23 protein-coding genes are annotated in these 26,448 nt (G+C 65.7%); 9 read left to right on the top strand and 14 right to left on the bottom strand.

Features of this window, described 5'->3' with window-relative positions:
* Window positions 1-142 precede the first annotated feature (142 nt).
* Window positions 143-1,282: a VIT1/CCC1 transporter family protein gene (locus tag V6M49_RS08330; protein ID WP_141139610.1), complete on the top strand. Its 1,140-nt coding sequence runs from the start codon at window positions 143-145 to the stop codon at window positions 1,280-1,282.
* Between the two features lie 46 nt (window positions 1,283-1,328).
* On the opposite strand, the gene V6M49_RS08325 is transcribed toward V6M49_RS08330, so the two are convergent.
* Complete coding sequence (locus V6M49_RS08325; protein WP_332760830.1) at window positions 1,329-2,630, bottom strand: ABC transporter substrate-binding protein; 1,302 nt, start codon at window positions 2,628-2,630, stop codon at window positions 1,329-1,331.
* A 120-nt stretch (window positions 2,631-2,750) separates the two neighbouring features.
* Between V6M49_RS08325 and V6M49_RS08320 the strand changes: the two genes are divergently transcribed.
* Both V6M49_RS08320 and V6M49_RS08315 read left to right on the top strand, forming a co-directional pair.
* Window positions 2,751-3,713, top strand: coding sequence for a glycoside hydrolase family 43 protein (locus V6M49_RS08320; protein ID WP_332760829.1), 963 nt, complete (start codon window positions 2,751-2,753; stop codon window positions 3,711-3,713).
* 55 nt (window positions 3,714-3,768) lie between these two features.
* Complete coding sequence (locus V6M49_RS08315) at window positions 3,769-6,033, top strand: hypothetical protein (protein ID WP_332760828.1); 2,265 nt, start codon at window positions 3,769-3,771, stop codon at window positions 6,031-6,033.
* On the opposite strand, the gene V6M49_RS08310 is transcribed toward V6M49_RS08315, so the two are convergent.
* The 4 genes from V6M49_RS08310 to V6M49_RS08295 all read right to left on the bottom strand — a co-directional run bounded on the left by V6M49_RS08310 (window position 6,034) and on the right by V6M49_RS08295 (window position 10,377).
* Window positions 6,034-7,167, bottom strand: a complete 1,134-nt coding sequence (locus V6M49_RS08310) for an LOG family protein (RefSeq protein ID WP_332760827.1) — start codon at window positions 7,165-7,167, stop codon at window positions 6,034-6,036.
* A gap of 117 nt (window positions 7,168-7,284) precedes the next feature.
* Window positions 7,285-8,058 carry an SDR family NAD(P)-dependent oxidoreductase gene (locus tag V6M49_RS08305; RefSeq protein WP_058929921.1) on the bottom strand — a complete coding sequence of 258 codons (774 nt, stop codon included), beginning with the start codon at window positions 8,056-8,058 and terminating at the stop codon, window positions 7,285-7,287.
* 26 nt (window positions 8,059-8,084) lie between these two features.
* Window positions 8,085-9,470 (bottom strand): MFS transporter, encoded by a 1,386-nt coding sequence (locus V6M49_RS08300; protein WP_332760826.1) that lies wholly within the window; start codon window positions 9,468-9,470, stop codon window positions 8,085-8,087.
* Window positions 9,471-9,669: 199 nt separating this feature from the next.
* Window positions 9,670-10,377 carry a FadR/GntR family transcriptional regulator gene (locus V6M49_RS08295; RefSeq protein ID WP_141139607.1) on the bottom strand — a complete coding sequence of 236 codons (708 nt, stop codon included), beginning with the start codon at window positions 10,375-10,377 and terminating at the stop codon, window positions 9,670-9,672.
* A gap of 274 nt (window positions 10,378-10,651) precedes the next feature.
* Here V6M49_RS08295 and V6M49_RS08290 point away from each other — a divergent pair, with 274 nt between their 5' ends.
* Both V6M49_RS08290 and iolB read left to right on the top strand, forming a co-directional pair.
* Window positions 10,652-11,392 (top strand): GntR family transcriptional regulator, encoded by a 741-nt coding sequence (locus V6M49_RS08290; RefSeq protein ID WP_141139606.1) that lies wholly within the window; start codon window positions 10,652-10,654, stop codon window positions 11,390-11,392.
* A 14-nt stretch (window positions 11,393-11,406) separates the two neighbouring features.
* Window positions 11,407-12,300 carry a 5-deoxy-glucuronate isomerase gene (gene iolB / locus V6M49_RS08285; RefSeq protein ID WP_141139605.1) on the top strand — a complete coding sequence of 298 codons (894 nt, stop codon included), beginning with the start codon at window positions 11,407-11,409 and terminating at the stop codon, window positions 12,298-12,300.
* 64 nt (window positions 12,301-12,364) lie between these two features.
* On the opposite strand, the gene V6M49_RS08280 is transcribed toward iolB, so the two are convergent.
* Window positions 12,365-13,399 (bottom strand): Gfo/Idh/MocA family oxidoreductase, encoded by a 1,035-nt coding sequence (locus tag V6M49_RS08280; RefSeq protein ID WP_141139604.1) that lies wholly within the window; start codon window positions 13,397-13,399, stop codon window positions 12,365-12,367.
* A 134-nt stretch (window positions 13,400-13,533) separates the two neighbouring features.
* Between V6M49_RS08280 and V6M49_RS08275 the strand changes: the two genes are divergently transcribed.
* Window positions 13,534-14,556 carry a LacI family DNA-binding transcriptional regulator gene (locus V6M49_RS08275; protein WP_332760825.1) on the top strand — a complete coding sequence of 341 codons (1,023 nt, stop codon included), beginning with the start codon at window positions 13,534-13,536 and terminating at the stop codon, window positions 14,554-14,556.
* A 27-nt stretch (window positions 14,557-14,583) separates the two neighbouring features.
* Here the strand turns inward: V6M49_RS08275 and V6M49_RS08270 are convergent, their stop codons facing one another.
* The 8 genes from V6M49_RS08270 to V6M49_RS08235 all read right to left on the bottom strand — a co-directional run bounded on the left by V6M49_RS08270 (window position 14,584) and on the right by V6M49_RS08235 (window position 22,909).
* Window positions 14,584-15,396, bottom strand: a complete 813-nt coding sequence (locus V6M49_RS08270; protein ID WP_141139602.1) for a TIM barrel protein — start codon at window positions 15,394-15,396, stop codon at window positions 14,584-14,586.
* Window positions 15,396-16,511, bottom strand: a complete 1,116-nt coding sequence (locus V6M49_RS08265) for a Gfo/Idh/MocA family oxidoreductase (protein ID WP_332760824.1) — start codon at window positions 16,509-16,511, stop codon at window positions 15,396-15,398. Before V6M49_RS08265 ends, V6M49_RS08270 begins: the two co-directional genes overlap by 1 nt.
* Window positions 16,512-16,546: 35 nt before the next feature.
* Window positions 16,547-17,608: a Gfo/Idh/MocA family protein gene (locus V6M49_RS08260; protein WP_332760823.1), complete on the bottom strand. Its 1,062-nt coding sequence runs from the start codon at window positions 17,606-17,608 to the stop codon at window positions 16,547-16,549.
* A complete protein-coding gene (locus V6M49_RS08255; RefSeq protein WP_332760842.1) occupies window positions 17,605-18,603 on the bottom strand; it encodes a Gfo/Idh/MocA family oxidoreductase in 999 nt (332 codons plus the stop codon). The genes V6M49_RS08260 and V6M49_RS08255 overlap by 4 nt, the downstream gene beginning before the upstream one ends.
* Before the next feature lie 110 nt (window positions 18,604-18,713).
* A complete protein-coding gene (locus tag V6M49_RS08250) occupies window positions 18,714-19,640 on the bottom strand; it encodes an ATP-binding cassette domain-containing protein (RefSeq protein WP_141139599.1) in 927 nt (308 codons plus the stop codon).
* Between the two features lie 12 nt (window positions 19,641-19,652).
* Window positions 19,653-20,702 carry an ABC transporter permease gene (locus V6M49_RS08245; RefSeq protein ID WP_141139598.1) on the bottom strand — a complete coding sequence of 350 codons (1,050 nt, stop codon included), beginning with the start codon at window positions 20,700-20,702 and terminating at the stop codon, window positions 19,653-19,655.
* Window positions 20,703-20,755: 53 nt separating this feature from the next.
* A complete protein-coding gene (locus tag V6M49_RS08240; protein ID WP_246848715.1) occupies window positions 20,756-21,748 on the bottom strand; it encodes a substrate-binding domain-containing protein in 993 nt (330 codons plus the stop codon).
* A gap of 147 nt (window positions 21,749-21,895) precedes the next feature.
* A complete protein-coding gene (locus V6M49_RS08235; RefSeq protein WP_332760822.1) occupies window positions 21,896-22,909 on the bottom strand; it encodes a LacI family DNA-binding transcriptional regulator in 1,014 nt (337 codons plus the stop codon).
* A gap of 153 nt (window positions 22,910-23,062) precedes the next feature.
* Between V6M49_RS08235 and V6M49_RS08230 the strand changes: the two genes are divergently transcribed.
* The 3 genes from V6M49_RS08230 (at window position 23,063) to V6M49_RS08220 (ending at window position 26,398) form a co-directional block, all read left to right on the top strand.
* Window positions 23,063-24,250 carry a Gfo/Idh/MocA family protein gene (locus V6M49_RS08230; protein WP_332760821.1) on the top strand — a complete coding sequence of 396 codons (1,188 nt, stop codon included), beginning with the start codon at window positions 23,063-23,065 and terminating at the stop codon, window positions 24,248-24,250.
* Window positions 24,247-25,266, top strand: coding sequence for a sugar phosphate isomerase/epimerase family protein (locus V6M49_RS08225; protein WP_332760820.1), 1,020 nt, complete (start codon window positions 24,247-24,249; stop codon window positions 25,264-25,266). Before V6M49_RS08230 ends, V6M49_RS08225 begins: the two co-directional genes overlap by 4 nt.
* Before the next feature lie 109 nt (window positions 25,267-25,375).
* A complete protein-coding gene (locus V6M49_RS08220) occupies window positions 25,376-26,398 on the top strand; it encodes a Gfo/Idh/MocA family protein (protein WP_332760819.1) in 1,023 nt (340 codons plus the stop codon).
* The last annotated feature ends 50 nt before the right edge of the window (window positions 26,399-26,448 follow it).

The following is a 26,448-nucleotide window of genomic DNA, read 5'->3' as shown; positions in this document are numbered from 1 at the left end:
GGGCACACGCGGCAGACCGCGGAATTTTGAGGGAAACCTAAACTCCGCACTGAGGGCAGCCAGCCGAAAATCCGCGGAATTCCGCGGTAAGCTGGGCGTTGCAATGGGGCCGAACCATGCCCATCCAGCACAGGAGCCTTGCGTGTCTCAGCACCCCAATCCCAGCCAAGCCCGGCCCGCGGAACCCCATCCATCCGCGCCGCAGCCTACGCCGGCCGACATCCGCCGGTGGCGCCAGTACCTCGCGGACGAACGGGCAGAGGCCGCCGTCTACCGCGATCTCGCCCAAAACCGCGACGGCGAAGAACGTGCCATCCTGCTGGCCCTCGCCGAAGCCGAGGGGCGCCACGAGGCCCACTGGCTGCACCTCCTCGGCGACCACGCCCAAAAGTCCCGGCCGGCGTCCCTCCGCAGCCAATTCCTGGGCTTCCTGGCCCGCCACTTCGGCTCCGTTTTCGTCCTGGCCCTCGCCCAGCGCGCTGAAGGCCGCTCCCCCTACGCCTTGGATCCCAACGCCACGGATGCCATGGCAGCGGATGAACAGATCCATGAGGAAGTGGTCCGAGGCCTGGCAACCCGTGGCCGCAACCGGCTCGCCGGGACGTTCCGTGCCGCCGTTTTTGGCGCCAACGATGGCTTGGTCAGCAACCTCTCACTCGTGGTGGGCATGGCCGCTTCCGGAGTGGCGAGCGGGGTGGTGCTGCTCAGCGGTGTGGCAGGGCTCCTCGCCGGTGCCATGTCCATGGCCGCGGGCGAGTTTGTCTCCGTGCGGTCCCAGCGCGAGCTCCTGGCGGCCACGCGTCCCACCCAGATCACCCTCGCGGCCGCCCCGAAACTGGACATCGAACACAACGAACTGATGCTCGTCTACCTGGCGCGCGGAATGTCCCACGAAGCGGCCGCACACCGCGTGGCCGAACGCATGGGGCGGCTGAGCTGCGACTGCGATCCCAGCCTGTCGCTCCAGCCCGAGGTGCCGGAGACTGAGGACCAGCACGAGGCCGTGGGCACCGCGTGGGGGGCGGCGCTGTCCAGCTTCTGCTTTTTCGCGTCCGGCGCCGTGGTCCCCATCCTGCCGTTCCTGTTCGGCCTGACCGGGTTGGCCGCCCTGGTGGTGGCAGCGGTGCTGGTGGGGCTGGCGCTGCTGGCCACCGGCGGAATCGTGGGCCTGCTGTCCGGGACGTCGCCGCTGACGCGCGGGCTCCGCCAGCTGGGCATCGGCCTGGGCGCCGCCGCCGTAACCTATGTGCTGGGCCTCGCCTTCGGCACCGTGGTGGGTTAGCAGAGACACCGCACCCTGCCTCCCGCACGGCGCCCGCGGCTGCTGCCTATTTGCCGATGGCAGCCTTGCTTTCACCGATCCACTGCTCGGCTGCCTTCTCCGGCGTAAGCCGCTTGAACAACACGTCCGTGTTGATGCGGGCTGTGATCTCGGAGACCGCCGTTGAACCGGTGGGACCGATGAACGTGGGCGCGAAGTCCATTTTGCTGATCCGGTCGATGTAGGCGGATTCCACCTTGCCTTGCGGCGTCAGCGTGTCCTGGATGGCAGTCCGCATTCCTGCGTTGCTGGGGACGCCGCGGTCGCTCTGGATGATCTTGGCCGCGGCCTCGTTGTTGACGAGGAAGTTCACCAGCTTTGCAGCGGCATCGGTGTGCTTGCTGCGCGCCGAAATGGTGTAAAACTGCGAGGACTGGAGCCAGATGCCCGGAGTGGGGGTTTCTCCGGGGAGCCTGAGCAGCTTCAGGTCCGCTCCTGAGGCCTTGCTGAGAGCGGATAGGGAGTTGCTCCAGGTGAGCATCATGCCGGCCTGGCCCATGCCCATGAGCGTCTGCTCAGTGCTGACGTTGAGCTTCTCCACAGTCTCGGAAGCACTCGGCGCCGCCGCCGACTCGCTCAGCTTCAGGGAGAAGTCGAAGTAGTCCTCCACCGTTTCTTTGCCCAGACCGAGCAGGCCGTCCTTGGTATACAGCGACTCGCCGCGCTGGCGGGCGAAGGCGTCCAAGGAATCGTGGGTGAGGACTGTTGCCGTTCCGTAGGTTCCCTTGGGGCTCTTGGCGGTCACGTCACCCGCAACACTGGCGAAGTCGTCCCAGGTCCACTTGGTGTCATCAGGAAGTGCAACGCCGGCTGCCTGGAAGACCGCGGGGTTCACGACGATCGCAAGGGCATTTGCGCCGGTTGACAAGCCGTACTGCTTACCCTGAACCTGTCCGTTTTCCAAGGCTCCCTGGTCCAGTTGGGACAAATCCAGCGGGCCGTCGACCTTGGACAGATCCAGCAGTGCGCCGCGGTTGGCGTATTCGGCAGGGTAGGCGCCGCCCATGGTGATGACGTCGGGGGCGTCGTTCGCGGCCATCTGGGTGGCCAGTTTGTCGAAATAGCCGCCGATGTCGCCGTACTCAGGCTTGACCTTGATGTTGGGGTTGGCGGCCTCGAATTCCTTAATGGCCTTGTTGGTCATCTCGGCACGGCCCGCGTTGCCCCACCAGGAGAAACGGATCTCAACGGGGCCTTCCTGTGGCTGGTCGGCGGACGAGCTGGAACAAGCTGCGGCCACACCGAGCAAGCTCACCGCCGAGATTATTGCGATTGTTTTACGGAGGCTTCGGATAGCAGTACGCGTCATTGGGTAGGCTTCTTTCATCTGAGAAAGCGGTTTCCTGAAACGTATCAAAGGGCTGTTCCAGCGTCAAGAGTTCTCCGCCGACCATTTGGCAACCTGCCATCACTCAACAGAACGGACATCATGAAACTGCGGCTAGGCGACATCCAGATCCGGGACCCGTTCGTCCTAACACTTCCGGAATCACAGGATTACCTGCTTTTTGGGAGCACTGACAACAACATCTGGTCCGGCCCTGCCACCGGATTCGATTGCTACCGAAGCCGAGATCTGGTCTTTTGGGAAGGGCCCTTCCCAGCCTTCCGGCCGCAAGCGGAGTTCTGGAGCCACGAGCAATACTGGGCGCCCGAAGTGCACGAGTATCAAGGGCGGTTCTTTATGTTTGCGACGTTTACGGCAGCGGGACGTTTCCGTGGAACACAGATACTTTCTGCCGTCCGGCCGGAGGGGCCCTACTCGCCGTGGAGCGTGGGCCCCGCTACCCCGAAAAACTGGCAGTGCCTGGACGGCACGCTTCATGTGGACGCCGAAGGGACTCCGTGGATGGTCTTCTGCCATGAATGGAAGCAAGTCCACGACGGCGCCATGATGGCCCAACGCCTCAGCTCCGACCTGCGCAGCGCGGTGGGCTCCCCATTTTTCCTGTTCAGCGCCTCGGAAGCGGCATGGGCACGGCCGCTGGATATTCCTTCGGCGAAGGACTTGGAATTTCCGGCCTATGTCACCGACGGCCCCTACCTATCGAGGCTCAGCAGCGGCAACCTCATCATGCTGTGGTCCAGCTTCGGCGACCACGGGTACGCCATGGGGATCGCGCGCAGCGAGTCCGGGACCGTGCTCGGCCCTTGGGTCCAGGAAGCCGAACCCCTATGGAACACCGACGGCGGCCACGGCATGATCGCCCGAACGTTGGATGGACGCCTGTTCCTGACTCTCCATCAGCCGAATATCAGCCCCAACGAACGGGCCGGCGTCTACCCGCTCCGCGAAATGGACGACACCGTGGTCCTGGCTTCAACAGGCGACGGAGATTTGCCAGCGGAAAAGCCGAGGGTTGACACAACCCGGCGACAGGACAAGGATTGAATCGTTTCGGAAAACGGTTTCTGGAAGCAACGACAGCCTCAGGAGGGCGTGCATCGTGCACAGCCAAAGCACCACCCATCGTTCGGAAAACTCCGCCCCTGGCAGCAGCATCAACAGGAAAGCACTCGTCCGGCGCCACAATGTCCGGCAGCAGAACCTTGATCCCCGAAGCCCGGTATCCGTCGGTAACGGCGAGTTCGCCTTCACCATGGATCTCACCGGGCTCCAAACGATGCCTGAGGCCTACCCTGTTGGCGCACGCGACAACCTGCCGCCGGGAACGCTCCTCGGCACACAGGCCCAATGGGGCTGGCACGCCATACCTCCAGCCCACCCATATGAACTTGCTGGTTCCACGGTGGCCTACGATTCACCCCGCGGACCGGTTCCATACGTTGACATGGTGGGCACCATCGTCCACGACCGCGAAACCGACGCCTCCCGGGCCGAAACGTGGCTGCGGGCAAACCCGCACCGCCTCGATTTGGGACGCATTGGCTTCCGCCTGGTGGAGAACGGAACCGAACGGGCAATCTCAGAAGCCGACGTGTCCGGCACAGAGCAAACTCTTGATCTCTGGACGGGCGCAGTGACCAGCCGCTTCACGCTTACGGGCCACCCGGTGACGGTTACCACGGCGTGCCACCCCCGCCAGGACGAAATCGGCCTTCGCGTGGAGTCGCCCGCACTCGGGAAAGGCCTGGTGGTTGGCATCTGTTTTCCGTATGGCTCGGAGGCCTGGCATGACGCCGCCGACTGGAACAACCCGGACGCCCACACCACGTCGCTAGGCGAGCCGACGCCGTCCGAAGAGTACGCCGGATCCACCAGCTGGACTGCCCACCGCGAGTTGGACGACTCCCGCTATAAGGTCGTGATAACGGGGCAGAACCTGACTGTTGTACAGGCCGAACAGCACCGCCTCCGGATTGCTCCCGAGAACACCGCGGGGCGGGACAACCCCGTGGTTCTCGATTTGTCCATTGCCTTCAACTCCGCCGGAGACGGCGACTGCGTCCCGCGAGGCAGCAACTTGCTTGCACAAGGGGGGAACACGCCGAACTGGGGAGCGGACGCCAGCACCGCCGTCGGGCTTTCCTCAGCCTGGGTCTCTGCAGGCAGCAGGGTTGCCGCCGTCTCTGAGGCCTGGTGGCAGGAGTTCTGGTCCTCGGGCGGGGCTATCGAGCTCGATGCGACCGATGATCCACGCGCGAAGGAGTTGGAGCGTCGGATAGTCCTGTCGCAGTACCTGACGGCCACCAACTGCGCCGGATCGTTACCCCCGCAGGAGACGGGACTCGTGTGCAATTCCTGGCGTGGACGCTTCCATCTTGAAATGCACTGGTGGCACACTGCACATTTTGCCCACTGGAACCGTGTGGAGCTCCTGCTGCCGTCGTTGCGGTGGTACTCCACCGTGCTGGAAACCTCGCGCCAAACGGCCAAGGCGCAGGGCTTCGACGGCGTCCGCTGGCCAAAGCAAGTAGGCCCGGACGGCAGGGAGAGTCCCAGCCCCATCGGGACCTTCCTGATCTGGCAGCAGCCGCACCCCATCCACTTGGCCGAGCTGGTGTACCGGGCCAACCCGAGCCGGGACGTGCTGGAGGAGTTCGCCGGGATCGTCTTCGAGTCCGCCGAATTCATGGCCAGCTTTGCGCATCCCACCTCACGCGGATTCGAGCTGGGACCGCCCCTGATTCCTGCGCAGGAAAGCTACGGTTCCATCCGGAGCAGGGTCACGAATCCTACGTTCGAGTTGGCGTACTGGCAGTGGGGTCTCCGGATCGCGGCCGCTTGGCGTGAACGGTTGGGATTGGAACCCGTCGGGGCATGGTCGGAGGTGGCCGATGGCCTGGTCCGGCCGCACGTGATCGACGGAGTCTATGCCGCGATCGACGTTGAACCCTTCACCATCCGCACCGACCACCCCTCGATGCTGTGTGCGCTCGGTGTCCTGCCGCAGACAGACCTGATCGACAAGGACATCATGCGGGCAACGCTTACGGACGTCCTGGCTGATTGGGATTGGGACAGCACGTGGGGTTGGGACTACCCGGTGATGGCCATGACTGCCGCGCGCCTCGAAGACCCTGAGGCCGCCGTCGACGCACTGCTGCTGGACGCGGGGAAGAATACGGTGCTGCCCAATGGACACAATCGCCAGACGGACTCCCTGCCGGTCTATCTGCCCGGCAATGGCGGACTGCTGGCGGCCACCGCGCTGATGGCCGCCGGATGGGACAACGGACCGGACCGGCACGCCCCGGGGTTCCCGTCCGGCTGGACCGTGGCCTGGGAGGGATTGGTGACTAGCCCCTAGCTAGCGGCCCAGCACCGCGAGCGCCTCGTCCACACTGTCCACCAGGAAGATCCGGTCCTCCATGGCCCGTCCGGCAGCGAGCCGCCGGAGCATGGGCCACGCGGGATACTCGTGCTCCCAGTGCTGCCGCCCCACCAACACCATCGGCGTCACGGCTTCGCGGGCGCTGTAGTAGTTCTCGCAGGCGTCCTGGAAAATTTCCTGCACGGTACCGGCCGCTCCCGGCAGGAAGACGATGCCGCCGTCGCACAGTTCCAGCAGGATCGCCTCCCGGATGGCGTTGGCGAAGTACTTGGCGATGTGGGTGGCAAAGTAGTTCGGCGGCTCATGCCCGTAGAACCAGGTGGGGATCCCTAGGGACGGCGTTCCGCCGGGATGGCGTTCGACGACGGCGGCCGCCTCGCGTGCCCACGCGGACACCGAGGGGCGGAAGCCGGGGACGGCTCCAAAGCCGGCGAGTGCCGCCGTGAACTCCGCGTGCGGAACGCGGCTCAGATAGGCGCCGAGGTTTGCCGCTTCCATGGCACCCGGGCCGCCGCCGGTTGCAACGATCCGCCCGCTCTGCGCAAGGAGCCTGCCCAGCTCGGCTGCCTGAGCGAAGTCCGGGGTTCCCCGCAGGGCGGCATGCCCGCCCATCACGCCCACGGTGGTGCGGCCGGCGTAGGGGTCCGAGTGAGTGAACCCGTCCAAGGCGTCGCCGATGGCGTGGTCATGCAGCGCCGAGGCCAGTGTGGCGTCCAGCCGGTTGCGTTGCCCCGGGCGGATGCTCCACTGGTACACCAGGGCGTCAGGCAGCTCCTCATACGGTGAGTTTTCCAGGCCGGCGTACAGTTCCTGCGGTGTATAGAGCCGGGCCCGGTAGGGATCGAACGGCACACCCTGCAACCTGGGGAAGATCAGTGCGCCGCGGCGGCGAAGCCCGTCTTCAACGCCCCGGTCGAAGGTGCAGCCCAGGAAAATGGCACCTTCCACGTCCAGCGCCTCAAGCGCTGCCTTGCGGCCGCGCAGGTCCAGGGACTGGGCGTGCCAGCCGTGCATGGCCACCGCGCCGGCGGCGACCAGCCGGTCGAACGCGTCCAGGCTCTCAACCTCAAGGGTCCGAGGGCTGGGCACCAGGCCGCCGGAGGGGTTCATAGTGCCAGCCTAGACTTCGGCCGAGGCTCCGGCACGGCACTGCACTGCACTGCACTGGCACGAGGGCACCCCCGCCGGAAAACCGGAGGGGGTGCCCGTGCCTGGTCCGGTTCCCGGTCAGGAAACCTGGAGGCCACCGTTGATGTCGTAGGTGGCGGCGGTGATATAGCCCGAGTCCTGGCCCAACAGGAAGGCGATCAAGGCTGCCACTTCCTCGCGGGTGCCCACGCGGCCCATCATGATGCCCTCGGACAGCTGCGCTTTGCGCTCATCGGTGAGGGTTCCACCCATGATGTCGGTGTCGATCGGACCGGGGGCAATCGCATTGACCGTGATGCCGAACTCGCCGACTTCCCGGGCCAGGGCGCGGGTAAACCCGAGGATTCCGGCTTTGGTAGCGCTGTAGGCAACCTTCGAGAACGTTCCGCCGCCGCGCTGGGCGGAGATGGACGAGATGCTCACGATCCGCCCGAGCTTGCGCTCGATCATGCCCTTGAGGACCCGCTGGGAAACGATGAAGGTACCGCGCATGTTGATGGCGAAGACGTTGTCCCACTCCGCCACGGTGGTTTCCATGAACGTCGTCGGGGAGCTGATTCCGGCGAGGTTGGCGAGCGCAACAATCGGGGGAAGCGCGTCTTCGATCTCGGTGATGGCCCGGTCAACGGACGCCTCGTCGGACACGTCGGCTCCAACGCCAATGGCCTTGACGGCACGGTTGGAGCCGATCTCCGCGGCGGCGGCCTTGGCGTCCTCCGCATTGATGTCGAGGATGGCGATTGACCATCCCTCGCTGGCCATCCGGTCAGCGGCGGCGCGGCCGATGCCGCGGGCCGACGCGGCGCCGGTCAGGACAACGGTGCGTTCGGAAGGGAAGTTGCTGGTAGTCATGAGGTTTTCCTTCAGGGGTTTCGAGATCAGGAGATTTTGGCGGGGTGCGCGGAATCAGGGGCCACAGCGGCAGTCGCGGCAACTGCGGGATCCAGCGCGGCATCGCCTTCGGGGCGCTTGCGTGCGTAAAGGTAGGTGGCAACCGCCGTGACGCAGAGGCAGAAGGACAGGAACAGCAGGCCGCTCTGGTTGTTGCCCGTGGCGTCGTTCAGCAGGCCGACAGCGTACGGGGCCACAAAACCGCCGAGGTTACCCAGTGAGTTGATCAGGGCAAGGCCGGAAGCAGCAGCTGCCCCGGTGAGCGCCGCGGACGGCATGGACAGGAACGGCGCGATGGCGCCGTAGATACCCATGGCCGCGGCGGTCAGGGCAATGAGGGCCAGTATGGGGTTGACCGGGAGCATGTAGCCTGCAGCAAGGAGGCCCATGCCGGCAAGGACCATGCTGACCGCACTGTGCCAGGCCCGCTTTCCGGTTTTGTCCGCACGCCTGCTCCAGAAGTACACAAAGACTGCAGCCACGGAGTAGGGAATGAGGACGATGAACCCGACCTGGGCGGTGGAGAACTTGCCCAAGGCGGCGACGATGGTGGGCATCCAGAGACCCAGTCCGTAGATGCCGCAGACCAGGCCGAAGTACAGGGCCGAGTAGGTCAGGGTGCGCTTGTCCTTGAGGCCGGATAGGAAGTTGTGGCTGCCGGAACTGGACTTGACGGCCAACTCCTTGTCCATGGTGGTGGCAAGCCATTCGCGCTCGTCCGGGTTGAGCCACTTGGCATCCCGCGGGCGGTCGGTCATGAGGATGGGGGTAAGCAAGCCCAGGATGATGGCCGGGATACCTTCGATGATGTACAGCCACTGCCAGCCCTGCAGGCCCATGACGCCGTCCATCTGGAGCAGCAGTCCGGAGACCGGGGCGCCGAGGGCGTTGGAGATGGGCTGGGCGAGGATGAAGATGCCCAGTACCGTGACGCGCTGAGCGGCGGGGAACCACAGCGTCAGGTAGAAAAGGATGGCCGGGAAGAATCCAGCCTCTGCCGCCCCCAACAGGAAACGGATGATGTAGTAGGTGGTTTCACCGTTCACCAGGCACATGGCCGTGGCGAAGATGCCCCACGTAATAAGGATCCGGGCCAGCCACTTGCGTGCGCCGAACCGGTACATGCCAGCGTTGCTTGGCACCTCGAGGAGCGCATAGCCGAGGAAGAAGATGCCGGCGCCGAGCCCGTAAGCTGCGGCATTCAGGCCGATGTCCTCGCTCATGGTGAGCTTGGCGAAGCCCACGTTGTTGCGGTCAAGGTAGGCAACGAAATAGAGCAGGACGATCAGTGGCATAACCCGGCGGCGGACCTTGCGGAGCGTGCGCTCGCCAAGCTCGCCGAGCCCTGCGGATTTTAAGGAGAGTGAAGTCATCTTCGACCTTCTGTCTAACGGAGTCCGGCACCGGCCGTGGTGGCGGGAATCCGTGCGGATATCTTGGGAGGCCCAGTCCAAAAGGGGAACGGGATCAATGCGATTGAGTCAGATGTCAGACATCTGATCGAACAACTGAGAAAAAGCATAGATTAGTGATGCGGATTACGTCAAGACCTGCTTGGTGCGGGCTGCAACGTCAGGATGCTGCGTGGTGCACGTAGCGTTCGTAGTCCCGGTATGTCTGGTCCATATGCTCGTCCATGGTGCGGCGGGCCAGCTCGGCCTCGCCGCTGAGGATGCTTTCCATGACCTTTTGGTGGTACTCAATGGCGTGCAGTTGGATCTCTTCGACGGCGGACGTTTCACGCCGTTTTACGTAAAGGAGCTGACCCAGCTGCGCGAACAGCGCCCGGACAAATGGATTGCCGGAAGCCTTCAACACTGCGTCGTGGAAGGCGATGTCTGCCGCCACGAAGCCATCGAGGTCGCCGGAATCATGGAAGCGCTGCATGTCCGCAATGCACTCGCGCATCTGCTGCGCATGCTCGGGTGTATGGCGTTTGGCCGCGAGCGCAGCCGCCCCGGTTTCCACCATGCGCCGCATCTCGATCAACCCCACTGCGACCTGCTCCGCCCCATTGTCGTGCGAAGCGGCCTTGAAGATCGCGTCCAGGCCGGTCCAGTTGTCGGTCGGGTTGACGAAGGTCCCGCGGCCGGCTTTAACGTAGAGGATGTTCTGTGCCCGCAGGGCCTTGAGTGCCTCGCGCACCGTGAGGCGGCTGACGTCGTAGGCTTTGGCGATGTCGGCTTCGGGCGGTAAGGCTACATGGGGCTGCAGTTTGCCGTCCAGGATGTCTTCGAGCAGGCCGTCGACAAGGTCGTCAACAAGTGTCCTGCGGCCCATCGTGCTTCCCACCTTTAGTCTTGCCCCGTACTCCGGGTGCCATCCACATTACAGAAGCCGCCGTACGGACCGGGACCCCCGCCAGCTTCACCGCCCGCTAAAGCGGCCTCTCAGGTCATTTCCATGCCAAAGCGGGCCGTAGCCTTGACCGCCAAAGTTCGGCTGATATTATCAACAAAGGCAGTATGTCCTATCAAGCGAACATAGTAGGACATGGATTCCCTCCCGGGCCTCGGGCGGGCACCAGCTTCCGGCATGGAACGAGGAATATCCAGTGGCGAATCAACTTGGTCTCATCATCGACCGCTCCTCGCCCGTACCCCTGTACCACCAGGTGGTACAGGGCATCGAGGCCGCCATCCACAGCGGAATCCTGGAACCCGGCAGCCGGCTGGAAAACGAAATCGATCTCGCGGCCCAGCTGAACCTCTCCCGGCCCACCATGCGCAAAGCCATGGACGAGCTGGTCCGCTCGGGGCTGCTGGTCCGCAAGCGCGGCGTGGGCACCCAGGTGGTCTCCAGCCAGGTCCGCCGCCCCCTGGAGCTCTCCAGCCTGTTTGATGACCTCTCCAACAACGGCAAGAAGCCCACCACCCAGGTGCTGACCTTCTCCCACATGGAGGCCGACGCTGCGACGCTCGCCACCCTCGAACTGCCAGCCGGCTCCAAGGTGTACCACTTCACCCGCCTGCGCAAAGTGGGCGGCAAGCCCCTGGCCCTGATGGAGAACTGGGTCCGGGACGACATCGCCACCATGGACGAAGCCATGCTGGCCGCTGAGGGGCTTTACGCCATTCTCCGCCGCGGCGGTGTGAACTTCCGCCTGGCCTCGCAACGGATCGGCGCGATGATCGCCAACGACTACCAGGCCCGCCTGCTGGAGGCCGAGGTCAATTCCGCCCTGGTCACCATGGAGCGCACCGCAACGGACGACGCCGGCCGCCGGGTGGAAACCGGACACCACGTGTACCGGGCGGATTCATACAGCTTTGAAATGACACTCGTACAGCGATAGCGCAAGGAACATCTATGACTAACTGGGTCTACCCCCTGGGCAGCGCCGCCGACGGCGGTTGGGACATTTCGCTCGGAACCTCCGATTCAACCCGGACCGTGGACGGCTGGGCCCATACGGGCCTGAAGGTGGCCACCTTAACTGCAGGTGCCGCCGTCGTGCTCCCCGCAGCGGACGAGGAACGCATTGTAGTCCCGCTCAACGGCTCCTTCACCGTCTCTGTGGACGGTGAAGACTATGTCCTGGCGGGCCGGGCGTCCGTGTTCCACGGCCCCAGCGACGTGCTGTACTCGGGCACGGGCCGGACCGTCACCATCAGCTCGTCCGACGGCGGTCGGGTGGCGGTCGCCACGGCTCCGGCCAAGGCCTCCTACCCCACGCGCCTGGTCACGGCGGCGGAGACACCCGTGGAACTGCGTGGGGCAGGCAACTGCTCACGCCAGGTCCACAACTTCGGCACGCCTGCGGCCCTCGAAGCTGACCGTTTCATCGTGTGCGAAGTCCTCACCCCCGCCGGAAACTGGTCCTCCTACCCGCCGCACAAGCACGATGAGGAAAAGGACGGCGAAACGAACCTCGAGGAGATCTATTACTTCGAGACGCAGGTGGCCGCCGGTTCCGGGGCACCCGCCGACGCCGACGCCATCGGCTACCAGCGCGTCTACGCCTCGGATGAGCGTCCCATCGACGTGGCGGCCGAGGTCCGCACGGGCGACGTTGTGCTGGTCCCCTACGGTTGGCACGGCCCCGCCATGGCGGCCCCGGGCTACGACCTGTACTACCTCAACGTGATGGCCGGCCCCGGTCCCGTCCGTGAATGGCTCATCAGCGACGACCCGCACCACGGCTGGGTCCGGCAAAGCTGGGACGGCCAGGACATCGATCCCCGGCTGCCGTTCGGCGCGTAGAGATCAAGAAAAATGCCCCTCCGGAACGGATTCCGGAGGGGCATTTTTCATGGCAGCGGTACGCTCACCTGGCTACGCTGATGGCCACCCTGACCGGGACGCCCGTTGCCAGTGATTCCTGGGCGGCGTCCGCCACGCGGGAGGCGGCCACGGCGTCCTCCGGGGTGCAGGGATTCTCCCGGCGGCCCAGGATCAGCTCCACAAACGCGGCCATTTCTGACCGGTAGGCCTGGTCGAAGCGCTCTGCGAAGGTCCGGTGGGGCTCACCGGCGGGGAAATCGATCCCGGCTTCGGCCGACACCATGGCCGTTTGCTCATCGAGCCCAACCATCAGCGAACGGCTGGAACCCTGGATTTCCAGGCGGACGTCGTGGCCGGCCCCGTTGTAGCGGGTGGCTGACACTGTACCGACCGTACCGTCGTCGAACGTGATCAGTGCCAGCGCCGTATCCACGTCCCCCACGGCGCCGATGGCCGGGTCGCCGTTGTTGGAGCCCTTGGCGTAGACCTCCACGATCTCGCGGCCGGTCAGCCAGCGGAGGATGTCGAAGTCGTGGACGGAGCAGTCGCGGAACAGGCCGCCGGAACTGGCGAGGAACTCCACGGGCGGCGGCGCCATGTCGCAGGTGACCGCGCGCAGGGAGTGGATCCAGCCCAGCTCGCCCGCCTGATAGGCACGCTTGGCTTCGAGGTAGCCGTGGTCAAAGCGGCGCTGGTGGCCGATCTGCACCACGCCGTTGTTGTCGCGGATGTAGTCCAGCACGGGCAGGGCGTCAGCCACGTTCATGGCCACGGGTTTTTCGCAGAAGACAGGGATTCCGGCGTCCACGCCGGCCTTGATCAGGTCGGGGTGGGTGCCGGTTCCGGTGGCGATGACGAGTCCGTCCACGCCGGCGGCGATGAGGTCCTCCACCGAGGGCAGGAAGCCGGCACCGAGGCCGGCAGCAATGCCCTTGGCGTGGTCCTCGGCGACGTCGGTGAGCAGGAGCCTGACGTTGACGCCCTCCGGGTTGAGAACTCCGTTGAGCGCGGCGATATTGTTCGCGTGCATCACGCCGATGCGCCCCACTCCGACCAGACCGAGAATGACGTCCTTCATAGTTCCCTCGCATGCAGTAGCGGTCCCGGAATCCGGGCAGACAAACAATGTTGGAACGTTCCATCATTGTCTTGCTAGAGTAGGTGAATCCGCATACGGAGTCAAGACTTTGTATTAACAAACTGGAGGACACTGTGACTGCCCCCGAACGGAAACGCGCGGCCACCATCCTGGACGTGGCCGCCGCCGCGGGTGTGTCCAAGTCGGTGGTGTCCCTCGTGCTGCGTGGCACGGGCTACGTCAGCGCGGCCAAGCGCACCGCCGTCGAGCATGCTGTCCTGGAACTCGGCTACCGGCCGAACGCGGCCGCCCGGGCCCTCGGCGAATCACGGAGCCGCACCGTGGGCGTGGTACTCAACGACATGCGGAACCCCTGGTTCGTCAGCGCGGTGGAAGGGCTCAACAGCACCCTCAACGAGCGCGGCCTGCAGATGCTGATGGGCGACTTCCGCCTGGACAGCCGCAGCGGCGAATCCCTGCTGAAGAAGCTGCTGGAGATGAACATCGAGGCCCTGGTGCTCGTGGGGACCATGCCGGAGAGCCCCGGCCTGACGGCAGCAGCCTTGCAGGTGCCAACCATCGCGCTGGGAGCGCCCACCGGCCCGGGTGCCAACGTCACCGTCGTGACCAACAACGACGACGCCGGGGCGCGCCTCGCGGTGGCCCATCTGATTGCGCTGGGGCACCGCCGCATCGCCCATGTGGGGGCACCGGCCACCGCAGTCGGGATTGCCCGCCGTCGGGGGTATGAGGCTGAGATGAGGGCCGCCGGCCTGGCGGAGTTCATCCGGACCGTGCCGGGAGACCTGAGCGAAGAGGGCGGCCACCGTGCCGCACTCGAGCTGCTGTCAGGTGGCGACCGGCCCACAGCGGTATTCGCTGTCAACGACATGGCGGCGCTGGGGGTCCTCTCGGCTGCCGAGGAATGCGGGCTCGCCGTGCCTGCCGATCTTTCGGTGGCCGGCTACGACAACACCCCGCTGGCGCGGTTGCGCCGGATCAGCCTGACTTCCGTGGACACGGCCAGTTTCGCCGCCGGGCAACGGGCGGCCGAACTCCTGATCGCACGGCTGGAGCCAGGCAGTACGCTGCCCCCAGACGAACTGTTGGTGCCGACGCTGGAAGTGAGGGGCAGCACCGCCGCCCCTCACCCCTGAACGGCACGCCACACCTGAACGGCACGCCTATGCCGAGGCGATCCGGACGCTGGCGTCCTGCACCGTGGCGTCCTGCACGGTGAACGCCGCCCGGAAGGCCGCTAGGGCTTCCTCGTCGTCACCGCTGGCCCAGGCTTCCATACCCACAGTCCCCTCGTAGCCTGCTTCCGCGAGCGCCCTGGCCACGGCCCGGTAATTGATCTCCCCGGTTCCGGGTTCGCAGCGGCCCGGTACGTCGGCAACCTGGACTTCGCCGATGTGCGGCAGGGCGGTCCGCACAAGCTCGATGAGGTTCCCCTCGCCCAGTTGTGCGTGGTACAGGTCCAGCATGAGCTTCACGTTGGGGTGCCCGGCTGCTTCCACGAGCGCCAGGGTGTCCTTGGCGCGGGCGAGCGGGATGCCGGGGTGGTCCAGGATCGTGTTGAGGTTCTCCAGGCAGAACGTCACGCCGTACTTCTCCCCCAAGTTGCCGAGTCGTTCCAGGGTCCGCGCCCCGGTGCTCCACATGCGGCCGGTGGACCGGTAGAGGGGGCGGGCCGCCTGGCCATCGATGAGCTCCGCGGAGTGCACCACCATGCGGCTGACGCCGAGCTCCAGTGCCGTGGGAATCAGCGACTCGGCCGTCCGCACCACGTCGTCGGCCGTGTCGGGGTCCACCAGGCTTCCGGAGGTGTACCCGGTCATGGAGGAGAACACCGCGCCGGTGGCCTTGAGCGCGGCCAGGTCCTTGCCCCTGGAGTCCCACATCTCGACGTCGAATCCGGCGTCGTGGATCCGCTGCACCCGTTCCACAAACGGCAGGTCCGTGAAGACCATTTCCGCGCAGACGGCCAGCCGCATCAGACGCCCGCCCGGGCGTCGTCACGAAGCGCCACCGGGGCAGCAGCCACAGCCACCGGACCGCCCTGCTTGACCGATTCGATGCACGCCAGCGCCATGGCCAGCGCGCGGCGGGCGTCTGCGGCGCCGGGGGTGAGGGTGAAAGCGCCCGACGGCGGCGGTGTTCCGTCCCGCTGCGCACGAACCGTGGCGGCGAAATCGGCGAGTTCGTCCGTGTAGGCCTGCCGGAAGAGTTCCACGTTGAGGCGCGGCGTATCCGCGGACAATCCGTCCGCCGTGTAGCGCCGGGCCGCCGTCTCAGTGGCCCGGCCGGCCTGGACCATGCCCTTGGAACCGAAGACCTCGCCGCGGATGTCGTAGCCATAGAGGGCACTGAAGTTTGCTTCCGCCACGGCGATGGCGCCGTTGCTGTAGCGGATGGTCACCACCGCGGTGTCCAGGAAGCCCTGATCGCGCAGCTCCGGTTCCACGAGGGCGTCGGCCACGGCATAGACCTCCACCGGCTCGGCGCCTTCGTTGAACCAGTTCAGGGTGTCGAAGTCGTGAATCAGGGTTTCCAGGAAGACCGTCCACGCGGGGACCCTGGCCGCGTTTGGGATGCTGCCGTTGCCGGGATCGCGGGTCAGTGAGCGCAGGAGCTGCGGCTGGCCGGCGATGCCGGCCGCAAGGTCTTTCTTGGCGGCCTGGAAGTCATCCGCGTAGCGCCGGTTGAAGCCGATCTGGAAATGCACCCCGGCTTTTTCGACGGCGGCCAGCGCGGCGTCGAGCTCTTCCAGGCCCTGGCCCGCGGGCTTCTCGCAGAAGACGTGCTTGCCCGCGGCGGCGGCCTGGGTGATCAGGGCGGAGTGGAAGCGGGCCGGGCTCGCGATGACCACGGCGTCGATCTCGGGATCGGCCAGGATGTCCGCGGCGTCGGCAGTGACCTTTGCGGTGCCCAGCGATTGGGCCAGGGCCTGCGCGGATTCCACGTTGGGGTCGGCGATGGCCGCCAGGATGGCGCCGGGGACGCGGCGGGCGATGCTTTCGGCGTGGAACGCCCCCATCCAGCCGGAGCCGATGAGCCCGACCTTCACGGGTGCGGAGAGTCCTGCGGAGTGCTGTTCGATGTAGGCCATTGGCCCGTCCTTTCGATTGTCAAACAAAAAATGAATCAGAGCCGTGCCGCGTCCTCGTCGGGGAGCGCAGATTCGCCCGGGAACACGACTCCCAGCTGGCGGCGGATCTCGTCGGCCACGTCCAAGGTGCGGATGGATGCTGCCAGCGTCCGCTGGCCGGCCTGTGTCTGCCCGGCGGCCACGGCACGGGCCACGGCCGCCGCTTCGTAGTGCAGTCCCTCGAAGTGGCCGCCGGGCGGTTCCTCATGGCGCACCCGGGCCCCGTCCGGGAAGCGGACCTCGAAGCCGCCGGGCATGTTGAAGGGACCGTCGATGGTCAGCGTGGCCTTCGAACCGACGATCGTGGCCGCAGTGGGCGTGAAGTTATGCAGGTGGGTGTTCACCACGGCCTGCGCGCCGCCGGCGAACCGCATGATGGCGGACAGCTGGGCGTTGACCCCGGACTCGTGGGGCTGGCCGATGGCGTGCAGCTCTTCCGGCGGGCCCAGGACCTCGGTGACCAGGGCCAGCGGGTACGTGCCGAGGTCCAGCAGCGGGCCGCCGGCCAGCCAGGGATCGAAGATCCTGTGGCCGCGTTCGAAGTGTTCGCCGTACTCGGCAAAAACCGTGGTCACGGTGCCCAGGGTCCCGGCGTCGAGGATCTGCCGGATCACGTCGAACTTGGGCAGGAAGAAACTCCACATGGCCTCGGCGGCGAACACCCCGGCGGCTTCAGCCCGTTTGGCGATGTCCCGGGCCTGCGCCGCGTTGAGGCCGATCGGCTTCTCGACCAGAACGTGTTTGCCGGCGTCGAGGGCGAGCACCGCGGCCTGGTGGTGGAAGTTGTGTGGCGTGCAGACGTAGACGATGTCGATGTCCGGGGCGGCTGCCAGCTCCTCGTAGCTGCCGTAGGCCGCGGGCACGTCGAAAGCGTCCGCGAATGCCTTGGACCGGCTCAGCGAACGGGACCCGACGGCGGCGATCACCTGGTCCGTATGCGCCTGGACGGATTCGGTGAAGCGTTGGGCGATCCAGCCCGGTCCCATGATCCCCCAGCGCAGCACCGGGGCATCCCGCGGACCGGGCACGCGCGAAACCGGCAGGGCGGAAAAGCTCACGAGTAGCTCACTTTCGTGTAGGCGCCGTCGCTGTGCAGGGACTGGATCATGGCCTGGGCCACGAGCGAGGCGTTCAGGCCGTCCTGCGCCCCGGCCAAGGGTGGTTGTTCCCCCTGGGCCAATGCTGAGATCCAGGCCTGCAGCTGGAGCCGGTACGCGTCGGCGAAGCGGGGGCGCCAGTCTGCGGGTATTGCCGTCTGGCTGAGGCCCGCCTGCTGGACGCCCAGCAGTGCGGAATCATTCAGGCCGGTGGTGCCACGTTCCGAGACAACCTCGCAGCGCGTGGTGTAGCCGTACTGGGCGTTCAGGAACAGCTCCAGCGTGGTCACCGTCCCGTCGGCGGTGCGGAGCATCATAAAGGCCGGGTCCTGCAGGCCGCCGTCGGCATGGCGTGAGCTCCGCCCGGCCTGCCATGACACCTCCACGATGCGCGAGTCCAGCAACCAAGGGATGATGTCCAGCTCATGGATGGCCGAGTTCGTGATGGCCGATTCCGAGGTGGTGCCGGGGCCCGCAGCTGCGTTGCGGCTGGTGCAGTGGACCATCAGGGGCTCACCTTGGCTCCGGTCCTGCACGGATTGGCGCAGGGCCACGTAGCCGGGGTCGAAGCGCCGCATAAAGCCAAGTGAGAGCAGGGATGCGCCGGTGGCGGCCACAATGTCGGCGTCCGCCGCTACCACCTCGAGGCTTTCCAGGAGTGTGGGTGCCAGCGGCTTTTCGCACAACACCGGGGTCATCGCCTCGAAGCACTCAAGCACCAGCCCGGCGTGGGTGGAGTCGTGGGAGGCAACCACGACGGCGTCCACCTCCTTGGAGTTGATCAGCTCGGAGGGATCGGTGGTGATGCGGGCGGCCGGAGGTGCAGCGGCCGCGGCACGGCCGGCGTCGAGGTCTGCCACAAAGGTGACTTCCGCGCCGCCGATAGTGGTGGAGAGGTTCCTGATGTGGTCGGCGCCCATGATTCCGGCGCCGATGACGCCTACCCGGATCGGCATGTTGGTCCTGTCCTGTCCATCGTGATTCTGCACGTCGTTTTGATGGCTGCCCCATGGCAAGGCTGGGGCCCGCCGGCAGTCCGCCGGAGGGCCCCTTCGGGCCGGCGCGGCTAGGCGTGTCTTGGGGCGCCTGCCTGGACGGCGTCAGCGACGTCGGCCACTTCGGCTTTGACTTCCTTGAGGGCTTCGCTGTGGCCGCCGAGCTGTTCGAGCTCGTGCGCCAGTTCGGCGAGTTCGGCGCCGCCGGCCATCTGGGCGGTGAGCTCGTCGAGGGAGATGTCCTTCTTGTCGTAGTAACCGATCGACTTGCCGCGCTTGAGCAGCAGGAACCGGTCCCCGACGGGGAAGGCGTGGTGCGGGTTGTGGGTGATGAAGATGACCCCGAGGCCGCGGTCGCGGGCCTGCAGGATGTAGCGCAGCACCACGCCGGACTGCTTGACGCCGAGGGCCGCCGTCGGCTCGTCCAGGATCAGGACCTTGGCGCCGAAGTACACGGCCCGGGCGATCGCCACACACTGGCGTTCACCGCCGGAGAGCTGTCCGATGGGCTGCTCCACATCGCGCAGGTCGATGCCCATCTCGGCGAGTTCCTTGAGCGTGATGGCTTTCATCTTCTCGACGTCCAGGCTCTTGAACGGGCCAAAGCCGCTGGTCAGCTCGGAACCGAGGAAGAAGTTCCGCCAGATCGGCATCAGCGGGACAACCGCGAGGTCCTGGTAGACCGTGGCGATGCCGGCGTCGAGGGCGTCGCGGGGCGAGGTGAACTTCCGTTCCTCGCCCATGATGTTCAGGACTCCGGCGTCGTGCTGGTGCAGGCCGGCGATGATCTTGATCAGCGTGGACTTACCGGCACCGTTGTCGCCCAGCACGCAGGTGACGCGGCCGTTGTCCACGGCCATCGTCACGTCGGACAAGGCGATGATGTTGCCGTAATGCTTGCCTACTCCCTCGAGGGAGAGCAGGTGCACGGGCGTGTGGGTGAGGGGATCTTTTTCGTTCTGGAGCAGCGTTTGCTGGTCGATTTCGTTGGCATTCATTTCTCCGGCCCCTTACTTGAGTTCCGCGCGGCGTTTGACGATGAGGTTGACGATCGTGGCCAGCAGCAGCATCAGGCCCAGGAAGAACTTGAACCAGTCCGGGTTCCACTGCGCGTAGACGATGCCCTTGTTGGCCATGCCGAAGATGAACGCGCCGATCGCGCCACCGATGGCCGAGCCGTAGCCGCCGGTGAGGAGGCAGCCGCCGATGACCGCGGCGATGATGTAGAGGAACTCATTGCCCACGCCTTCACCGGACTGCACGGTATCGAAGGCGAAGAGGTTGTGCATGCCCAGGATCCAGCCGCAGAAACCCACTCCCATAAAGAGTCCGATTTTGGTGCCCTTGACCGGGACGCCTACGGCGCGGGCAGCGTTCTCGTCCCCGCCGACGGCGAAGATCCAGTTGCCCACACGGGTCCGCATGAGCACCCAGGTGGCCACGGCGACGAGGGCGATCCAGATGAAGACCGTGATTTTGACGTCGATGCCGCCGATGGTGACGGAGGAGGCAAACACTGCGCGGGCGGAGTCGAAGCCGTCCATGACAGAAATGGACGGCGATGACACGGAGCCGCCGATCAAGCGGGTCAGGCCAAGGTTCAGGCCGGTCAGCATCAGGAAGGTGGCCAGGGTGACGATGAAGCTGGGCAGCTTGGTCTTCATCAGGATCCAGCCGTTGATGAAGCCGATGGCCAAGGAGACCAGCAGCGCCAGGACAACGCCGACCCAGACATTTGTGCTGAAGTACCAGCTGAACATCGACGCTGTCAGCGCCGACGAGATCACGGCGACACCGGTGGAAAGGTCGAACTCCCCGCCGATCATCAGCAGGGACACCCCCACTGCCATGATCCCGATCGTGGAGCTGCCATACAGGATGGTGGCCAGGGCGTTGGGCTGGGTAAACGTCGGGGAAACAAACGCGAAGAAGACGAAAAGGACGATTGCGCCCACGAGGGCACCGACCTCGGGCCGGCTGAGGAGCTTCTGCAACGGGCTGCGCTTGGCGACGCGTTCATCAATCGCCGGTAATTTGAGCTTGGGCTGGGTCATGGTCATGATGATTCTCCTTGCTGCCGGGCCGGCGTTGGCCGGCCCGGCCAGCGGGCTGTTTAGCGGATACCCTGTTCGGCGAACTTCAGGACTTCGGCCGCGTTGGACTTGTCGATGATTGCCGGGCCGGTCAGGACCGACTGGCCGCCGCCGATCTTGAATCCGCCGCGCTTGTTCTGCCACAGCGCATCCACGGCGCTGTAGCCCTGCAGCCACGGCTGCTGGTCAACGGTGAACAGCACGCTGCCGTCGGAGACCTTTTGGGCCAGTTCCTTGTTCAGGTCGAAGCTGGCAACCTTGGCGGCGCTGCCGGCGGTGGAAACGGACTTCAGGAGGGTCAGCGTGATCGGGGCACCGAGGCCGATGATCACGTCAGCGTCTTTTGAGGCCTGCAGCTTGGCGGTTGCCGTTGATTCAACGGACGTCATGTCGGCGCCGTTGACGTACAAAATTTCCGTCCCGGGCACCTTGGCCTTCACACCGGCACAGCGGGCTTCGAGGCCCACGTGTCCCTGCGCCTGGATCACACAGACCGGGTGCTTGTATCCACCCTCTGCGAGCCTTGTGCCTACGGCCTGGCCAGCGAGCTGCTCGTTGGAACCGAAGTGGGTGAACGCTCCGAGCTGCGCGGAGGCCGATTCGCCGGCGTTGAAGCTGACAATCGGAATGCCCGCATCAGCGGCCTTCTTCAGCGCACCCTTCAAAGCCTCAGGCGTGGCCAGGGTCACGGCGATGCCGTCCACCTTCTGATCCACGGCCTGCTCGATCAGCTGGGCCTGCCTGCCGGCTTCGGGATCGGAGGTGTACAGCAGCTCGACGTTGTCCTTCGCCGCAGCCTCCTCGGCGCCTTTGCGGACGGTGTCCCAGAATGTGTCACCGGCGGGGGCATGGGCGATCAAGGCAATCTTGATCCGATCCGTTGTGGCGACCTGTCCGCCGCCGGCATTGCCGGTATCGGCGGGCTTGCCGCCGGTGCTTGAGCAGGCGCTCAGCGCCATCATCGGCACAACTGCCGCAACGAGAGCCGCCTTGCGCCAAGAAAAATTAGCCACGTTAATCTCCTTTGATCTCAGGTTCCGGGCTGCCACTCTGCAACCGCCGGAGCACTGTCTACCTCGATCATGGTGATTCAACTCACGAATGTCAATAGTTTGTCCTGACATTAGGATGTTTTGACGTGGGGAGCTTGCTGTGGCCGCCTAAAGTGCCGGTCGCGCCGTGGTTCCGCGGACAATCAGGGCGGGCTCGATCAGCCTGCGTTGCGGGCCAACCGAGGAGTCGTGAATGCGCGCCAGCAGCGCCTTTGCCACATCCACGCCCACCACGTCACTTCGGTTGTCCACCGAGGTCAGCTCCAGATACCGCGACTTGGCCAGGGTTGAATTGTCGTAGCCGATCACCGAGATGTCCGCCGGGACCGCAAGCCCGCGCGCCTTGATGGCGCCCAAGGCACCCAACGCCATGGTGTCGTTGGCGGCGAAGATGGCGGTGGTGTCCGGAAAGTGGTCCAGCAGCCAGCACGTCGAGGCGTAGCCATCTTCCTCGGACGTGCCGCCCTGCTCCCCCACAATCCGGGGTTCGACGCCGGACTCCTGGAGCCGGGCTTGGAAGCCGGCGCGCCGGTGTGCTGCGGCACCGCCGGAGCCGGAAAGGTGGCCTATCCGGGTGTGGCCGAGCCCCAGAAGGTGGCTGGCCGCCATACCGCCGCCGCCGTCGTCGTCGTTGGTGATCAGGTCCGCGCCGGCCGGCACGCCAGCGCGCCACCCCGCCACTACCGTCGGAACCCCCGCCCCGGCCAGCATTGACGCGCTTGGCTCGGCCGCTATCACCAGTCCGTCAACGTGCATGGCAAGCAAACCGTCGGCAGCTTCCTGGATGCGGTTCTCCCCGGGGCGGGAATCAGCCAGCATCACCTGGTAGCCATGTTCGGTCAGCGCAGATTCCATCCCCCGCAGCAGATCGACGAACCACAGGTTCCGGTAGTCGTCGATCACCAGCCCGATGCTCTTCGTCCGGCTGCTGGCGAGCGTGGTGGCGGCACGGCTGGGACGGTATCCGAGGTCCAAAATTGCCGCCTGGACAGCTTCCCGGCGCTTGTCGCTCACCCGCGCCGGATTCTGCAGTACGAGTGAAACCAACGACGGCGAGACGCCCGCCTGCTTCGCCACGTCATAGATCGTCGGGCGTCGGGTCTTGGGGCTGTGCAACGTCATTCGGGGTGCCTTTCGTGTCTGCCCTTGAGGATATCCGCAGGTGATTGACAGGACATACATACATGGATACGCTCAGTTCCAACGCACTAAATTGTAGCGCTACAAAATGCCGTTGGAGCTTCCCGCCACGGCTGAATTTCAAAGGAGAAATCAATGGCTGAAAGCCTAGGCGTCGCCGTCATCGGTGCAGGCATGGCCGGCAAGGCCCACGCTGCTGCATACCGCACCGCGTCTGCCCTCTACAGCCCGGTACTTCCCCCGGTGCGCCTGGTCTCGATCGGCGATGTCAACGCCGAATTCGGTTCATTGGCCGCCCGCCGTTTCGGATACGAGCGCAACGACACGTCCTGGCAGGCAATCGCCGAAGCCGATGACATCGACGTCGTCAGCGTGGTCATCGCCAACTCGCTCCACCGCGAAGTCGTGGAAGGCCTGCTCGCTGCCGGCAAGCACGTTTTGTGCGAGAAGCCGCTGAGCGACTCCCTGGCAGACGCACGCGCCATGGCCGAGGTAGCCCGCGTGGCTGAGGCCGGCGGCACGATCGCCCGCATTGGCTTCACCTTCCGCCGTACCCCCGGCATCGCGTACATCCGGGACCTGATCCGCAACGGCGTGCTCGGCAACGTCCTGCACTTCAGCGGCCGCTACTGGACCGACTACGGCTTCAGCCCCGCCGCTCCCATGAGCTGGCGCTACAAGGGCGGCCCCGGATCCGGTGCGCTGGCCGACGTGGGAAGCCACCTGACGTACATCTCCGAGTTCCTCTGCGGCGACATCAAGTCGGTCACGGGCGGCAGCCTCAGCACCGTGATCGACAAGCGGCCCCTGCCGCTCGCGGCCGTGATGGGCCACGACCACGTTGCCGTCAGCGATACCTTCGAAGCCGTCGAGAACGACGACTACGCAGCATTTAATGCCGAGTTCGGCACGGGCGCCGGCAGCTTTGAAGTCTCGCGGGTTGCAGCCGGCCACGCCAACAGCCTCCAGTTCGAGGTGTTCTGCGAGAACGGTGCCGCCAAGTTTGACCAGCGCCGCCCCGCCGAAATCCAGCTGTTCCTCAACGACGGCTCCGGCAACGAGAACGGGTACCGCCAGGTCATCCTCGGCCCGGGCCACCCCTACATCGCCGGCGGCCTGGCCATGGACGCACCCGAAGTCGGCTTCGGCCAGAACGACGCGTTCGGCTACCAGGCCCGCGCCTTCCTCGAAGAGGTCGCAGGCCTCAGCGCAGAAGACTCCCTCCCCCGCTGCGCCACGTTCGACGAAGGCGTGCGCAACATGGAACTGCTCGGCGCAGTCGCCGAATCCGCCCTGAACAACGGAAAGAAGATCACGCTATGAGGCTCGGCGTGTACAACGCGGTCCTGCACGACCGGCCGCTTCCCGAAGCACTGAAGGTCATCGCCGAGCTCGGCCTCACCGGCATCGAGATCAACACCGGCGGGTTCCTCCCCGCGGTGCACGTCCCCACCATGGACCAGATCCTGGAAAGCGACGCCGCCCGCGATGACTACCTGGCGGTCTTCGAGGGCACCGGGGTTTCCATCGCGGGCCTTAACTGCAACGGCAACCCGCTGCACCCCAACCGTGAGATCGGCGAGAAGCACGCCGAGGATATCCGCCGCTCCATCCGGCTGGCCAGCCGCCTCGGCCAGGACCGGGTGGTCACCATGTCCGGCCTGCCGGGCGGAGAGCCCGGAGCCACCACCGTCAACTGGGTGGTCAACGCCTGGAACTCCGCAGCACTGGACGTCTTGGACTACCAATGGGGCGTGGCTGCGGAATTCTGGAAGGAAACCGACCGCCTGGCGGCTGACCACGACGTCAAGGTGGCCCTCGAACTGCACCCGCAGAACCTCGTCTTCAACACCGCCGACGTCCGCAAGCTGATCGAGCTGACCAAGGCAACGCATGTCGGCGTCGAACTGGATGCCTCCCACCTGTTCTGGCAGCAGATGGATCCGGTCGCCGTGGTGCGCGAACTCGGGCCGCTCGTCTTCCAGGCAGCGGCGAAAGACGTCCGCGTCAACACCGAAAACGCTGCGCTCTACGGCGTGCTGGACAACAGCTTCCGCCGGCTCGCGCCGGAGGAAAACCGCACCAACCTCGGCGGCGACGAGTGGGCCAACGAGTGGCCCAAGAACTCTGCCTGGGACTTTGTGGCCCTGGGCCGCGGGCATAACACCGCCTACTGGACGGAGTTTCTCCGCGCCCTGCACGAAGTAGACCCGGAGATGCTGGTCAACATCGAGCACGAGGACACGTCCTTGGGCCGGATCGAGGGCCTCCAGGTGGCGGCCAAGGTGCTGCGGGATGCTGACGCTGCGCTCAGGTCTTCGCTGAACCTGACGGCTTAGTCAGCCAACCAGTCAGCAAAGGCCTGTGACAGACAGCAAGGGGGCGGCGCACATGCGTCGCCCCCTTGCTGTCCCCTGAGACCGGCCCTAAGACAGAAGGAAGCGAAACATGCGTATTGGCATCGTCGGATACGGAGCAGGCGGCAGGTACTTCCATGCCCCGTTCATCGAGGCGGCCGAGGGAGTGGAACTGGTGGGCATTGTGGCCCGTTCGGAAGCGAAAAGGGCTCAGGCAGAAGCGGACTTCCCGGGGCTGCCTGTTTATGGGAGCCTTGCCGAGTTGCTCGACGCCGGCGTGGACGCGGTGACCATGACCACGCCGCCGCACACCCGCCGTGACCTGGTTATCGAAGCCATCGCAGCGGGCGTGCACGTTGTGGCCGACAAGCCCTTTGCCCCCACGGCGGAGGCTGCGCGGGAACTCGCCGAGGCCGCCACGCGGGCTGGCGTTGTCCTGAACGTCTACCACAACCGGCGCCGCGACGCGGATATCCTCACGCTCGCCAACGTGCTGGCCTCAGGGGAACTGGGTGAGACGTGGCGGGTGCATTCGACCATGGACCAGGACAACGCCGACAGCCTTGAACTTGGTGCCAGTGGCGGCCTCCTGCGGGACCTGGGCAGCCACCTGGTTGACCAGATGCTGTGGCTGCTGGGACCGGCGAGCCACGTGCACGCGACACTGGACTGGACGGACCGTTTCGGCGAACGGACGGACTGCGGCTTTGTTGTCACCATGACGCATGCGTCGGGAACCGTCTCCACGGTGTCCGCCAGCAAACTCAACCATTCCACCACCCGGGAGCTGCGGGCCTACGGCAGCAGGGGCAGCTACATCGCCTCCGGCGCCGACGTTCAGGCCGACGCCCTGATGTCGGGCCGCCGTCCGGTAGAGGACCCGGCAACGTGGGGCATCGACGCGGCCGAAAACTGGGGCACCCTGTCCACGAAGTACGGCCGCGAGGCCATTGCCTCGGCGCAGGGGAACTATGCCGGCTTCTATACCGAGTTCGCCCGCGCGGTCCGCGGCGACGGCCCTGAACCCGTACCGGCGGCGGAAGGAATCCGGACGCTGGAGGTGCTGGATGCGGCCCGCCGCAGTTCGCTGGAGAGCGCGGTGATCGCACTCTAGAAGTCCCCCAAAAGGGGACGCAGAAACGCCCGACGCCGGGCCGGCGTCGG

This window comes from Pseudarthrobacter sp. (assembly GCF_036675385.1).
Classification (GTDB): domain Bacteria; phylum Actinomycetota; class Actinomycetes; order Actinomycetales; family Micrococcaceae; genus Arthrobacter.
The sequence above is the reverse complement of the archived record's forward strand: the minus strand, read 5'-3'. Positions and strand labels throughout refer to the sequence as shown.

Bases quoted from the DNA above. Each gene is read 5' to 3' on its own strand.
- V6M49_RS08325 (WP_332760830.1), bottom strand. From the start codon at position 2,630: ATGACGCGTACTGCTATCCGAAGCCTCCGTAAAACAATCGCAATAATC.
- V6M49_RS08320 (WP_332760829.1), top strand. From the start codon at position 2,751: ATGAAACTGCGGCTAGGCGACATCCAGATCCGGGACCCGTTCGTCCTA.
- V6M49_RS08310 (WP_332760827.1), bottom strand. From the start codon at position 7,167: ATGAACCCCTCCGGCGGCCTGGTGCCCAGCCCTCGGACCCTTGAGGTT.
- V6M49_RS08305 (WP_058929921.1), bottom strand. From the start codon at position 8,058: ATGACTACCAGCAACTTCCCTTCCGAACGCACCGTTGTCCTGACCGGC.
- V6M49_RS08300 (WP_332760826.1), bottom strand. From the start codon at position 9,470: ATGACTTCACTCTCCTTAAAATCCGCAGGGCTCGGCGAGCTTGGCGAG.
- V6M49_RS08295 (WP_141139607.1), bottom strand. From the start codon at position 10,377: ATGGGCCGCAGGACACTTGTTGACGACCTTGTCGACGGCCTGCTCGAA.
- iolB (WP_141139605.1), top strand. From the start codon at position 11,407: ATGACTAACTGGGTCTACCCCCTGGGCAGCGCCGCCGACGGCGGTTGG.
- V6M49_RS08280 (WP_141139604.1), bottom strand. From the start codon at position 13,399: ATGAAGGACGTCATTCTCGGTCTGGTCGGAGTGGGGCGCATCGGCGTG.
- V6M49_RS08270 (WP_141139602.1), bottom strand. From the start codon at position 15,396: ATGCGGCTGGCCGTCTGCGCGGAAATGGTCTTCACGGACCTGCCGTTT.
- V6M49_RS08265 (WP_332760824.1), bottom strand. From the start codon at position 16,511: ATGGCCTACATCGAACAGCACTCCGCAGGACTCTCCGCACCCGTGAAG.
- V6M49_RS08255 (WP_332760842.1), bottom strand. From the start codon at position 18,603: ATGCCGATCCGGGTAGGCGTCATCGGCGCCGGAATCATGGGCGCCGAC.
- V6M49_RS08250 (WP_141139599.1), bottom strand. From the start codon at position 19,640: ATGAATGCCAACGAAATCGACCAGCAAACGCTGCTCCAGAACGAAAAA.
- V6M49_RS08245 (WP_141139598.1), bottom strand. From the start codon at position 20,702: ATGACCATGACCCAGCCCAAGCTCAAATTACCGGCGATTGATGAACGC.
- V6M49_RS08235 (WP_332760822.1), bottom strand. From the start codon at position 22,909: ATGACGTTGCACAGCCCCAAGACCCGACGCCCGACGATCTATGACGTG.
- V6M49_RS08230 (WP_332760821.1), top strand. From the start codon at position 23,063: ATGGCTGAAAGCCTAGGCGTCGCCGTCATCGGTGCAGGCATGGCCGGC.
- V6M49_RS08225 (WP_332760820.1), top strand. From the start codon at position 24,247: ATGAGGCTCGGCGTGTACAACGCGGTCCTGCACGACCGGCCGCTTCCC.
- V6M49_RS08220 (WP_332760819.1), top strand. From the start codon at position 25,376: ATGCGTATTGGCATCGTCGGATACGGAGCAGGCGGCAGGTACTTCCAT.